Source organism: Agrobacterium sp. 22-210-1, assembly GCF_053522525.1.
Map to the genome: position 1 here is coordinate 189608 of NZ_JBNWCI010000001.1, position 13138 is coordinate 202745.

General features: G+C 60.7%; 10 protein-coding genes. All 10 read right to left on the reverse strand.

Annotation, left to right across the window (positions count from 1 at the left end; genetic code table 11):
* Positions 1 to 434 precede the first annotated feature (434 nt).
* The 10 genes from ACQZ5F_RS00970 to ACQZ5F_RS01015 all read right to left on the reverse strand — a co-directional run bounded on the left by ACQZ5F_RS00970 (position 435) and on the right by ACQZ5F_RS01015 (position 12880).
* The gene (locus ACQZ5F_RS00970; RefSeq protein WP_046797827.1) at positions 435 to 3755 is read right to left on the reverse strand and encodes an efflux RND transporter permease subunit; all 3321 of its coding nucleotides are present in this window, start codon (positions 3753 to 3755) and stop codon (positions 435 to 437) included.
* A gap of 13 nt (positions 3756 to 3768) precedes the next feature.
* Positions 3769 to 4962, reverse strand: coding sequence for an efflux RND transporter periplasmic adaptor subunit (locus tag ACQZ5F_RS00975; protein ID WP_046797828.1), 1194 nt, complete (start codon positions 4960 to 4962; stop codon positions 3769 to 3771).
* Between the two features lie 363 nt (positions 4963 to 5325).
* On the reverse strand, positions 5326 to 6318 hold the full coding sequence (locus ACQZ5F_RS00980; protein WP_046797829.1) for an ABC transporter substrate-binding protein: 993 nt from the start codon (positions 6316 to 6318) through the stop codon (positions 5326 to 5328).
* Between the two features lie 21 nt (positions 6319 to 6339).
* The gene (locus ACQZ5F_RS00985) at positions 6340 to 7212 is read right to left on the reverse strand and encodes an ABC transporter permease (RefSeq protein WP_046797830.1); all 873 of its coding nucleotides are present in this window, start codon (positions 7210 to 7212) and stop codon (positions 6340 to 6342) included.
* On the reverse strand, positions 7209 to 8084 hold the full coding sequence (locus ACQZ5F_RS00990) for an ABC transporter permease (RefSeq protein WP_225339254.1): 876 nt from the start codon (positions 8082 to 8084) through the stop codon (positions 7209 to 7211). The genes ACQZ5F_RS00985 and ACQZ5F_RS00990 overlap by 4 nt, the downstream gene beginning before the upstream one ends.
* Before the next feature lie 240 nt (positions 8085 to 8324).
* Entirely contained in the window at positions 8325 to 9119 is a 795-nt protein-coding gene (locus tag ACQZ5F_RS00995) for an ABC transporter ATP-binding protein (protein ID WP_225339253.1), read from the reverse strand.
* A complete protein-coding gene (locus tag ACQZ5F_RS01000) occupies positions 9116 to 9553 on the reverse strand; it encodes an NUDIX hydrolase (protein ID WP_052818205.1) in 438 nt (145 codons plus the stop codon). The genes ACQZ5F_RS00995 and ACQZ5F_RS01000 overlap by 4 nt, the downstream gene beginning before the upstream one ends.
* 2 nt (positions 9554 to 9555) lie before the next feature.
* Positions 9556 to 11013 carry a dihydropyrimidinase gene (gene hydA / locus ACQZ5F_RS01005; protein ID WP_225339252.1) on the reverse strand — a complete coding sequence of 486 codons (1458 nt, stop codon included), beginning with the start codon at positions 11011 to 11013 and terminating at the stop codon, positions 9556 to 9558.
* The gene (locus ACQZ5F_RS01010) at positions 11010 to 11636 is read right to left on the reverse strand and encodes an endonuclease domain-containing protein (RefSeq protein ID WP_225339251.1); all 627 of its coding nucleotides are present in this window, start codon (positions 11634 to 11636) and stop codon (positions 11010 to 11012) included. Before ACQZ5F_RS01010 ends, hydA begins: the two co-directional genes overlap by 4 nt.
* Positions 11633 to 12880: a Zn-dependent hydrolase gene (locus ACQZ5F_RS01015; protein ID WP_225339250.1), complete on the reverse strand. Its 1248-nt coding sequence runs from the start codon at positions 12878 to 12880 to the stop codon at positions 11633 to 11635. Before ACQZ5F_RS01015 ends, ACQZ5F_RS01010 begins: the two co-directional genes overlap by 4 nt.
* Positions 12881 to 13138: the final 258 nt, after the last annotated feature.

Sequence of the window (13138 nt, forward strand, 5' to 3'; positions counted from 1 at the left end):
GCGATACGAAACCGGGGATGTTCCGTCTCTCTCACGCCTATCTGCAAAGAACTCATCGCATTATCCTTCGACCGGCAATTCCCGATGCGAGGGAGATTAGCAGTTCACCTGAAAAGCGAATTGATTTCGATCAAACGGGGTTGCAGTCGTTATGTGAGAGGAAATGACGGGCCGTTCGTGTTTCAAAGCACAGAGGGAAATATGGGGCGGGCGATTGTCACATATTTCTTCTCCCCGAGGGGGAGAAGGTCGCGGCAGCGGGATGAGGGGGCGAGGGTAGAGGGATTCGGCAAGGTTGCCCCCTCATCCGACCCTTCGGGCCACCTTCTCCCCGGCGGGGAGAAGAAACAAGCGGCGACGTTTTGCCCTTTAAACGTCCGCCCAAAAAAACGCCGGGCAAAAGGCCCGGCGTTTCAATCTTTATTCTGCAAGCTTTATTCCGCAGCAAGCGGCGGCAGCCGCAATATGTTGCTGCCCTTGTCTGCGGCCTTGTCGCCGGTGCCCTTTTCCATGCCGGCGACCCGCGCCTCCAGCGAGGAGAGTGCCAGGCTGTTTTCGCGGGCGATCTCCGAGAGTTTCTCGTTGGAGAGAGCCTCTTCCTCCTCTTCCTTCTTGCCGACGAAGCGGCCGAAGAGGTGGGCGAGCAGGCGCGACAGGTCGTCCATGATCAGGAAGAAGGCAGGAACCACGATCAGCGACAGAACGGTTGAGACGATGATGCCGCCGATGACCGCGATTGCCATCGGCGCACGGAACGAGCCGCCTTCGCCGACGCCGAGTGCGGAGGGCAACATGCCTGCCGACATGGCGATGGAGGTCATGATGATCGGGCGGGCGCGCTTGCGACCGGCCTCGATCATGGCATGCACCCGCTCCATGCCGTGACGGCGCATCTCGATGGCGAAGTCTACCAGGAGGATGGCGTTTTTCGTCACGATGCCCATCAGCATCAGGATGCCGATGAGAACCGGCATGGACAGCGCGTTCTGGGTGATGATGAGCGCGACGGCCACGCCGCCGATGGCGAGCGGCAGCGAGAACAAGATGGTGAAGGGCTGGATGACATCCTTGAACAGCAGGATGAGCACGACAAGCACCAGCAGCAGGCCAAGCAGCATGGCGTTGACGAAGCCCTGCTGCATTTCACCCTGCACCTTGGCATCGCCGCTTTCCGCCAGGCGCACACTTGCCGGCAGCTTGGTTTCCTCGACGATCCGCTTGAATTCGGCCGTCGAGGTATCGAGCGCCGTACCGAATGGCACGTCGGAGCCGATGGAGACGACGCGGTTGCGGTCGTTGCGCTTGATCGAGCTCGGACCTTCCGAATAGTCGATATCGGCAACGCTGTAGAGCGGCACCAGCGAGCCGGATGCGGTCTTGATCTTCAGGGCGCGGATGGTGGCGAGATCGCGGCGGGTATCGATGGACGCCTGCACGCGGATCGGAATCTGCCGGTCATCCAGAGAAATCTTCGTCAGCTGGGCGTCGATATCGCCGATGGTGGCGACGCGAACCGTCTGCGAAATCTGCTGCGGCGTGATGCCGAGGCGGGCGATTTCATCCTTGCGCGGGCGGATCTGCAATTCCGGACGCGGCAACGCGCCTTCCGAGCTGACATTGGCAAGGATGGGTGAGGCGCGCAGGCGGCTTTCGAGAATGCCGACGGCGTCGTTCAGGTCCTTCTCGTTTGACGACAGGAAGTTGAAGCTCAGTTCGCGTTCCGCACGGTCGTTCAGCTTGATGATGCGCACATCCGGAATGGCGCGGACCTTGGCGAAGATGTCCCGCTCCACATCCCATTGCGGACGTGTGCGGCCCTTTTCTTCCACCTTCGGAAGATATTGGCCGATGAGCGGAATGGAGCCCAGACCCTTGTTGACCAGCACCTTCAGCAATGAGTGGTCGATATGCTGGAGGATGACGTTGACGGTGGCGCGGCGAAGTTCCAGATCGCCCTTGGGCGAAGCGCCGCCGAGAATGAAGACGCTTTCCACGCCGTTGATGTCACGGATGGCATGGAAGATTTCGGTCGTCGTCCGGTCGGTTTCATCCAGCGTCGCATTGGGCGGCAGTTCCACCGAGAGCGTCACGCGCGATGCGTCGTCCGGCGGCAGGAAGCTGCCCGGAACGCCGGCGAGAAGAATGACGGAGGCGACTAGGAAGCCGACGGCGCCGATGAGCGTGAGGTAACGCGCCCACCATTTGCGGGTGGTGGCGGAAACCATGCGCGTATAGGCCTTCATCAGCCGGCCGTCATTATCGTGATGGTCGTCCATCGCGTCTTCGGCGCGCATCAGATAGGCCGCCATCAGCGGTGTGATGAGGCGGGCCACTGCCAGCGAGAAGAACACCGAGAAGGCAACCGTCAGACCGAACTGGATGAAGTACTGACCGGGAATGCCGGGCATGAACGAGACAGGCACGAAGACGGCGATGATGGTGAAGCTGGTGGCGATGACGGCGAGACCGATTTCGTCGGCGGCCTCGAGCGCTGCCCGATAAGGCGTCTTGCCCATCTTGATGTGACGGGCGATGTTCTCGATTTCCACGATGGCGTCGTCCACGAGAATACCCGTGGCGAGCGTCAACGCCAGGAAGCTGACGAGGTTGAGCGAGAAGCCCATGATATCCATGATCCAGAAGGTCGGGATCGCGGAAAGCGGTAGCGCGACGGCGGCAATCAGGGTGGCGCGCCAGTTGCGAAGGAAAAGCAGGACCACGATGATGGCGAGGATGGCGCCCTCGATCAGCGTATCAAGCGCCGCCTTGTAGTTGCCATAGGTGAAATAGACGGCGTCATCGACCATCTGGATCGAGACTTCCGGATGATCCTTGCGGACCTTTTCGAGGCTTTCCGCCACGGTTTCGGCGACCGAGACTTCGCTTGCACCCTTGGAGCGGAACACCGCGAAGGTGACGGCGGGGTTGCCGTTGAACCGCGAGAAGGATTTCTGTTCCTGATAGGTGTCGGTCACCGTACCCAGTTCGGAAAGCTTGACGAAGCGGCCGTTGGAGAGCGCGATGGTGGTGTTGGCAAGCTGCGTCACGTCGCGGGTGTCACCGAGCGTGCGGATCGTCTGCTCATTGCCGCCGACCTGGCCGCGGCCGGATCCGAGATCGACGTTGGTGCCGCGCAGCTGGCTGTTCACCTCGCTTGCGGTGATGCCATAGGCATCAAGCTTTTCGGGGCTGAGCGAAACGCGCACCTCCCGGTCCGCACCGCCGTAACGGTCGACCTTGCCGATGCCGGACTGGCCCTGCAGCGAGCGCTTGATCGTGTCGTCGACGAACCAGGACAGTTCTTCGAGCGTCATGTTCGGCGAAGAAACGGCAAAGGTCTGGATCGCCTGGCCTTCGACGTCGATCTTGCTGACGACAGGCACTTCGATATCGGCGGGCAGATCGCTGCGGATCTTGTCGATGGCGTCCTTCGTGTCCTGAACCGCCTCTTCCGTCGGCTTTTCGATGCGGAAGACGACCGTGGTCGTCGATTGGCCGTCGACTACGCTGGACTGTATTTCATCGACGCCGCTGATGGCGGCGACCGCGTCTTCGATCTCCTTCGTCACCTGCATTTCCAGCTCGGAGGGCGAAGCGCCGCTCTGGGTCACGGTGACGGCAACGACGGGGACGTCGATATTCGGAAAACGGGTGATCGGCAGGGTCTTGAAGGCCTGCATGCCGAGGATCATCAAAAGCGCGAAGCCGAGAAGCGGCGCAATCGGGTTACGGATTGACCATGCGGAGAAGTTCATTTCATTCCCTCAGTCAGTTGGACGCAGCCGTCTGGGCTTCAACCGGGCGGATCCGGTCACCATCGCGCACGAATGCTCCAGCTTTCTCGACAACCTTGTCTCCAGCGGCAAGGCCGCTGACAATTTCGATGAAACCGCTGTCTTCTATGCCGGTCTCGATCTTCACCTGCTTGACGACGTCGCCTTCCACCTTGCGGGTGGTCGAGCCTTCGCGTCCGGACGTGACGGCCGATAGCGGCAGGGCAAGCGCGTTCGTCTCTTCAACGATGATCTCGGCGCTGGCATACATGCCTGATCGTGCCGGGCTGTTTTCCGGCAGCACCACATGCACGGAACCGAGGCGCGTCGTCGGATCGACGGTCGGCGAAACGAGGCGCACCTTGCCCTCTATTTTCTGGGCTCCGCCGGCAACCGTCAAATAGGCTTTCTGACCGGCCTTGACCTTCTGGATATCGGTTTCCGAGAGATCAGCGACGAGTTCGATCGCGCCATCCTTGATGACGGTGAAAAGCGGATTTCCGGCACCGCTGGCAATGGCCCCGACCTTGGCGTTCTTGGCTGAGACGATGCCGGCGACAGGAGTTTTCACGCCGGTGCGGGTCAGTTTCAGATCGATATCGTCGATCTGCGCGGCGACGACCTTGATGTCAGCCTCGCCGGCGGACACCGCCTGTTTTGCTGCCTCCAGCCGGGCCTGTGCCACCTGCGCGGCGGCTTCGGTCTTTTCAGTCTCGGAGACGGAACCGGAGCCGCTCTGGCCGAGCTTGGCGGCGCGGTCACGCTGGCGAAGGGCATCGTTGAGATTGGCCTGCGCTTCCAGCACCTGCGCTTTCGACTGGGTGACGGAGGCTTCGGCCTTGGCCTTGTTGGCCTCAAGCTGGCTCTTTTGCAGCACAAGGCTGTCGGAGGAAAGCACGGCCAGAACCGCATTGGCTTCCACCCGGTCGCCAATATCGGCATTCAGCGTGTCGATCGACAGGCCGTCAACCAGCGGCTGGACGTAGATCTCGTCCACGGGGCGGATTGTGCCTGTCGCGATGATGCGGTCCACGAGATCGCGTTTTGCGGCGTGCGCCACGATGATGGAGGGCAGGTTCTGCTGTTTGACCGGTGCCGGCGCTTCGCCTTCGGCGGCAGCCGAAAAGGGCAGGGCCGTTGCGGAAAGAAGGACGAAAACGAAGCGGTTAAAAGTAACTTTATGCTGCATGTGTCTTGGCTCGCGCAATATCCGATCACATGTCCTGCAGCCGTGAGGCGTGTTTTAATAGGTCATGCGATAGCGAATGTGAAACAAGGGATCACAATACTTCCTTTTCGATCCTCCCGATTCAAACGCCCCTCAACGCGAATCTCAAGCACCTTGCCTTGTGCTTTTTCTACAAGATCAAATTTGGCAGTCTTGTGGGCGGGACTCTAATTGTTGTTGTCGTGCAAATCAATCCGCATAGCCACGATGGTTGATATACATTTTTGTATAGGGCCGGATATTGCAATTCATCAAATACGTTACCACTGAAAAACGAAACGCGCGGGCGGAGCCGCGCGTTCCATGCTTTGGGGTTCGATTTGACTATTTCAGCGCCGCATCGGTGATTTCGGTGGTGTAGGCGCCGGATGGTTCCTTGGTGATGACCGGATCGGACCCGCCGCCGAGCAGCGTCTTGACGGTGCGGTCGTAATCCGCCTTGTCGAGCGCGCCTTTCGAGCCGGCCGTGAGTTTTGCCACTTCGCCCATCATGCGCTTCTGGTGCTTTTCGGTCTGGGCGCCGGAGGCGTCGTTTTCGAGAACGATGTCGGCCGCATCGTCAGGGTTTTCTTCCGCCCACTTCCAGCCCTTCATGGAGGCACGGACGAATTTGACCATGTCTTCCTTGAACTTGGCGTCCTTCAGCTTGTCTTCGAGAACATAAAGCCCGTCTTCGAGCGTCGCCACGCCTTCGTCCTCATATTTGAAGGTGACGAGTTCCTCCGGCTTGATGCCGGCGTCGATAACCTGCCAATATTCATTATAGGTCATGGTGGAAATGCAGGCGGCCTGCTTTTGCAGCAGCGGATCGACATTGAAGCCCTGCTTCAGGACGGTGACGCCATCCGCGCCGCCGGTGGTTGGGATTTTCAGGTGCGCCATCCACGACAGGAACGGATATTCGTTGCCGAAGAACCAGACGCCCAGCGTCTTACCCTTGAAGTCGTCGGGCTTGGTGACGCCGGTTTCTTTCAGGCAGGTCAGCATCATGCCCGACGATTTGAATGGCTGGGCGATATTGACCAGTGGCACGCCCTTTTCACGGGTGGCGAGTGCGGATGGCAGCCAGTCGACGATCACATCCGCACCGCCGCCGGCCAGAACCTGTGCCGGTGCAATATCCGGGCCGCCCGGCTTGATGTCGACATCAAGGCCTTCGGCTTCGTAAAAACCCTTGTCCTTGGCAACGTAATAACCGGCGAATTGTGCCTGGGTCACCCATTTCAGCTGCAGGGTGATCTTGTCGGCGGCCTGCGCACTGAAGGCCGTCATCAGTGACGCGCCGGCAAGAAGCATGGATGCAAGTTTCATTTTCATCGCTGTTCCCTTTTTCGTTATTTACGTTCGTCCCCCACGGACGGACGGATGCCAGAAGGTGACGGCCCGCTCTGCGAGCGCCACCAGACCGTAAAAGCCTGAGCCGGCCAGTGCGGCGACCGCGATTTCGGCCCAGACCATATCGACATTGCTGCGGCCCATTTCCGCCGAGATGCGGAAACCCATGCCGACGATGGGTGTGCCGAAGAATTCCGCGACAATGGCGCCGATCAGCGCCAGCGTGGAATTGATCTTCAGCGCATTGAAAATGAAGGGCCAGGCGGCGGGCAGGCGCAGCTTTACCAATGTCTGCCACCAGCCGGCGGCATAAGTGCGCATCAGGTCGCGTTCCATGTGGCTGGAAGCGGCAAGCCCCTGCACCGTGTTCACCAGCATCGGGAAGAAGGTCATAATGACGACGACCGCCACCTTCGACTGCCAGTCGAAGCCGAACCACATGACCATGATGGGGGCGATGCCGACCACCGGCAGAGCGGAGACGAAATTGCCGATGGGCAGCAGCCCGCGCTGGAGGAAGGGCGATCGGTCGATGAGAATGGCGACGATGAAGCCGAGGCCGCAGCCGAGCACATAACCCGTCAGCACCGATTTGAGGAAGGTCTGGCGGAAATCGGCCCAGAGGATCGGCAGGGAGCCAAGAAGGCGGGCAAGAATGGCGCTGGGTGCCGGCAGCAGGATGGGCGGCACGGAAAACCCGCGCACCACACCTTCCCAGATGGCGAGAATGGCCAGCCCGAAGAGAAGGGGTACGGCGATGCGGCTTGCGCGTTTTGCCGCCTGCGCGGAAAATCTGCGGCGTACCAGCCATTCGTTGCAGGCCCAGGCAGCAAGCCAGAACAGGATCGCGCCGAAAAACCAGCCGGGGTTCGTCATGGCCTTGCTCCCATTCGTTTCAGGACCGCGGCGTGGGCGATGCCGATGATGGACACCAGCAGGGCCGCGACACCGGCGGCCATGAACAGTGCCGCCCATATCTGCACCGTCTGGCCATAATAGGAGCCGGAGAGCAGCCGCGCGCCGAGACCGGCGACGGCCCCCGTCGGCAATTCGCCGACGATGGCGCCGACCAGCGCAATCGCAATGGCGATCTTCAGCGAGGTGAAGAGATAAGGGAGTGCGGCGGGCCAGCGCAGCTTCCAGAAGATTTGCGCAGGCGAGGCATTATAGGTGTGCATCAGATCAAGCTGGATGGTTTCCGGGCTTCTGAGACCCTTCACCATGCCGACGACGATGGGGAAGAAGGAAAGATAGGTGGAGATCAGCGCCTTCGGCAGCAGTCCGGAAATGCCGATGGAATTCAGGACGACGATGATCATCGGTGCAACGGCGAGGATCGGGATCGTCTGGCTGGCGATGATCCACGGCATGACGGAGCGATCCATGGCGCGATTGTGGATGATCGCGACGGCAAGCAGGATGCCGAGCACCGCACCGATGGCGAAACCGAGCAGCGTGGCGGAGAGTGTGACACCGGCATGATAGATGAGGCTGCGTTTGGAGGTAATCGCCTTGTTGACGGTGGTGTCCCACAGTTCGGCGGCAATCTGGTGCGGGGCGGGGAGAACCGGGCGTTCCTGTGCGAAGGTTTGCGGCAGGAGTTGCGAGAAGCTTGGCGTCTGGCCGGCGCGGATGGCCTGGTCGCGGGCGAAGGGCATGTTGAGATAGATGACGGCGAGGTGCCAGAGGATGAGGATGGCGAGGAGGACGGTTAGGATGGGGAGGATGCGGTGGCGGAGGAGGGTCATTGGGGGAGCCTCCGTGGGTGGGATTTGTGCTTGCTCCGAGGGTGACGCCGCTTACCCCCCTCTGTCCTGCCGGACATCTCCCCCTCAAGGGGGGAGATCGACTCGTGGTTAGGTCTCGACCATCTCAATGTTTGCGAATGAAGCGGCGGTCGCGCCTCTTGCCAATCTCCCCCCTTGAGGGGGAGATGCCCGGCAGGGCAGAGGGGGGTAACGCCTGCCGCGAAGGCCTCGTTTCTCAAGTCACCCCTCATAGCTATGCCCCGCCTTCAACCCCTCACGCACACGATGCGCAATCGCAAGAAACTCCGGCGTTTCCCTGATCTCAAGCGGCCTCTCCCTCGGCAAGGTGGACGTAATCACATCCGTCACCCGACCCGGCCGCGGCGACATGACGACGATTTTCGTCGAGAGATAAACGGCTTCCGGAATGGAATGGGTGACGAAGCAGATGGTCTTGCCGGTCGTATCCCAGAGTTTCAGAAGCTGTTCGTTGAGGTGATCGCGGACAATTTCGTCCAGCGCGCCGAAGGGCTCATCCATCAACAGCAGGTCGGCATCGAAGGCGAGCGCGCGGGCGATGGAGGCGCGCTGCTGCATGCCGCCGGAAAGCTGCCAGGGGTACTTCTTGCCGAAACCGTTGAGGTTGACGAGGTCCATCGTGCGGTCGATGCGTTCGCGCTGCTGGGCTTTGGTGTAACCCATGATTTCGAGCGGCAAGGCGATGTTCTTTTCGATGCTGCGCCAGGGATAAAGCGCTGCGGCCTGAAAGACATAACCGTAGGATCGGTCTTGCCGGGCGGTTTCCGGCGTCGTGCCGTTGACGGTGATCTCTCCCGACGTGTGTTTTTCGAGGTCGGCGATGACCCTGAGAAAGGTGGTCTTGCCGCAGCCCGACGGGCCGATGAAGGAGACGAATTCGCCCTTGCCGACCTCCAGGTCGACATTGGACAGCGCATGTACCGGGCCATCCCCCGTTTCGAAGGTGAGGCCGAGATTTCTGGCGGAAACGACGGAATAGGGGGAGGCCGGATTCATCGTGGCTTGGTTTCGCTTTCCATCAGGGCCGCGCGCGCCAGTGGCAGCATGCGGGTTTCGGTGAGTCTGGCGATCGGCAGATCGGGTTTGGCGTCGAGATCGAGCCAGCGCACTTCCTCGATTTCCGCCTGCGGCAGGACCTCGGTATGAAGTCTGGCTGTAAAAGCATGGGCGACGACATCTGCCCCCGGCTCATTGGCGGCTTCCTCGCGAAAAACGCCCTCATAACGAACGGCATGGTCCGGCAACATCAGGCCGATTTCCTCGGCAAGTTCGCGGTGAAGCGCCTGTTGCGGTGTTTCGCCGGGGTCGATCTTGCCGCCCGGTTGCATGAATTGCGTGGTGCCGCGCTTGCGCACCACCAGCATCTGCCGCCGCTCGTTTAAAAGAACGGCAGCGGCGATGATGATCTCACGTCTTGCTTCAGTGCTCATGGTTACACGCCCGATGCCGGGATGCCGCTGCGTTCCACCCGGCGCGGCGAAACGAGTTCCTTCCAGGTGGAAAGCGCGCGGCTGACGGCGGGGTAGGGGTCGCGGGCGACGAACTGGCCGTGGCTCGGCTGCGTTTCGATGCTGCCCTCCTCGATGCTGACGAGACCGCGCGACAGGGTGAAGCGCGGCAGTCCCCTGATCTTTTGTCCCTCAAACACATTGTAATCGATGGCCGACTGCTGGCTCGCCGCGCTGATGGTCTTTTTCAGTGCCGGATCCCAGACGACGATATCGGCATCGCTGCCAACGAGGATTGCGCCCTTTTTCGGATAGATGTTGAGGATCTTGGCGATGTTGGTGGAGGTGACGGCGACAAATTCGTTCATCGTCAGGCGTCCGGTCGCCACACCATGGGTCCAGAGCAGCGGCATGCGATCTTCCAGCCCGCCGGTGCCGTTCGGTATCCTGCGGAAATCACCAATACCGAAACGTTTCTGCTCGGTGGTGAAGGCGCAATGGTCGGTCGCCACGCATTGCAGCGAGCCGGAGGCCAGACCCGCCCAGAGGCTGTCCTGATGCTGCCGGTTGCGGAAGGGCGGCGACATCACCCGGCGGGCGGCGTGATCCCAGTCGGCATTGGCATATTCGCTTTCGTCAAGGATCAGGTGCTGGATCAGCGGTTCGCCATAGACCCGCATGCCGTTTTGCCGGGCGCGGCGGATCGCTTCATGGGCCTGCTCACACGATGTGTGGACGACATAAAGCGGCGCACCCGCCATATCGGCGATGATGATGGCGCGGTTGGTTGCTTCACCCTCCACGGAGGGAGGACGGGAGTAGGCGTGCGCCTCCGGCCCGACATTGCCTGCCGCCATCAGTTTTTCCTGCATCTGCGCGACGATATCGCCGTTTTCCGCATGCACGAAGGGAATGGCGCCCAGTTCGGCGCAGCGCGAAAAGGAGGCGAACATCTCGTCGTCATTCACCATCAGCGCGCCCTTATAGGCCATGAAGTGCTTGAAGGAGTTGATGCCCTTTTCCCGAACCACCGTCTTCATCTCGTTGAAGACCTGCTCGCCCCACCAGGTGACGGCCATGTGGAAGGAATAATCGCAATTGGCGCGTGTCGCCTTGTTGTCCCATCGTTGCAGGGCATCGAGAAGCGACTGCCCCGGCTCCGGCAGGCAGAAATCCACCACCATGGTGGTGCCACCGGCGAGCGCCGCCCGCGTGCCGCTCTCGAAATCATCGGCGGAATAGGTGCCCATGAAGGGCATTTCCAGATGCACATGCGGATCGATGCCGCCGGGCATGACATAACATCCGGTGGCATCGAGCACCGTGCCGCCCGTCAGATCGGGTCCAATCCCGGTGATCCTGCCGCCTTCGATCTTCACATCGGCCTTGTAGGTGAGGTCGGCGGTGACGATGGTGCCGTTCTTGATGATGGTGGCGGTCATTGGTGCATGTTCCCGGTAGCGATGACTGGCGAATAACGGTCGGGATGATCGGGCAGGAAAGTCTCGGCGTTCAGCACGGCGAGGATGGTATTGAGCGTGGAGGAGATGTCTTCGAAAATCTCGTGGTTCCAGAACCGAAGAACGGCATAGCCCTGTGCGTTGAGCCAGAACGTCCGTTGCCTATCATGTGCGGAAGAGGCGTGCTGCGATCCGTCCAACTCGACGATCAGCATTTTTTCGCGGCAGACGAAATCCGCGATGTAAGGGCCGAGAGGAACTTGCCGGCTGAATTTGAAGCCGTTGAGTCCCCGGTTTTTCAGTTCGTACCAGAGGCGGTATTCTGCGTCGGTTTCGTCGCGGCGGAGTGTCCGGGCTTGCGTGGTTTTGCCGGAATGGCGTTTCGATGCTTTTTTACCGGTGTGGTTTGCCATGACCCTTGCCCCCTCATCCGGCCCTTCGGGCCACCTTCTCCCCGGCGGGGAGAAGAAATGGGAGGCACCGTCGCAGGTTTTTATGACGTCGGTGGTGGTGGCGAAAACATTGCCGCGCGTTTCTTCTCCCCGCCGGGGAGAAGGTGGCCCGAAGGGTCGGATGAGGGGGCCTGCCATCGTGGGTACGATCATTCCACGATCTCCGCAGTCTCAAGCACCGCATGTAGCAGCACGTCGCAGCCGGCAGCGGCCCATTCCTGCGAAATTTCCTCGGCTTCGTTGTGGGAAAGCCCGTCCACGCAGGGGCAGAAGATCATGGTGGAGGGGGCGACCCTTGCCGTCCAGCAGGCATCGTGGCCGGCGCCGGAGATGATGTCCATGTGGCTGTAGCCCAGTCTTTCGGCGGCGGCGCGCACGCGGCCGACCAGCACCGGATCGAAGGTGACGGGGTCGAAATGGCCGATGGCCTCGATCGTGCAGCCGACGCCGAGTTCTTCGGCAATAACAGGCACCTCGCGTTCGAAGATGGCGCGCATGCTGTCGAGTTTCGCCTGTGAGGGGGTTCTGAGGTCGATGGTGAAGACCACCTTGCCGGGCAGCACGTTGCGGGAATTGGGGGTGAAGATCATCTGGCCGACGCCGGCGACGGCGCCCGGCTGGTGGGCCATCGCCACTTCCTGCACCTTTTCGAGAATGCGGGCGGCGGCAAGGCCCGCATTGACGCGCATGGCCATCGGGGTGGAGCCGGTATGGGCTTCCTTGCCGGTCAACGTCACTTCCAGCCACCATAGCCCCTGGCAATGGGTGACGACGCCGATCTGTTTGCCTTGCGCCTCCAGGATAGGTCCCTGTTCGATGTGATATTCGAAATAAGCGTGCATCTTGCGCGCGCCGACGTCTTCCTCGCCCAGCCAGCCGATGCGCTTCAGTTCGTCACCATAGGTCTTGCCGTCGGTGTCGGTGCGGCTATAGGCGTAGTCGAGATCGTGGATGCCGGCAAAGACGCCTGATGCCAGCATGGCGGGCGCAAAACGTGCGCCTTCCTCGTTGGACCAGTTGGTGACGGTGATCGGGTGTTTGGTCCTGATATTGAGGTCATCAAGGCTGCGCACCACCTCCAGCCCGGCCAGCACGCCAAGCACGCCATCGAACTTGCCGCCCGTCGGCTGGGTGTCGAGATGGCTGCCGATATAGACGGGAAGCGCATCCGGGTCCTCGCCCGGGCGGGTTGCGAACATGGTGCCCATGCGGTCGACGCCGAGCGTCAGCCCCGCCGCCTCGCACCAATGCTTGAACAGGTGGCGGCCTTCCCCATCCTCATCCGTCAGTGTGCGGCGATTATTGCCGCCGGCGATGCCGGGGCCGATCTTCGCCATGTCCATCAGACTATCCCACAGACGGTCGCCATTGACCGTCAAGTTCTTACCCGCCGCCATGAAATGTCGTCCTCACCTGTTTTGTTTTTATCGAAGCAAAGCTTGTGCCGTTCCCGTTTTTGCCGACTAAGATAACAGCCATTGCCTTGTGCTGGCGATGATGGATAAATTGACCGGCTGGTAAACAATGCAAATTTGCGATGACGTCAGCAAGGGACTTTCGTGACGAATCGCACTAATTTTGCCCAAACTGTACGCGTCGATTATTTTTTAATCATACTGTAGCGGCAATTGCATCGAAAAGAAACAGAGAGCAGA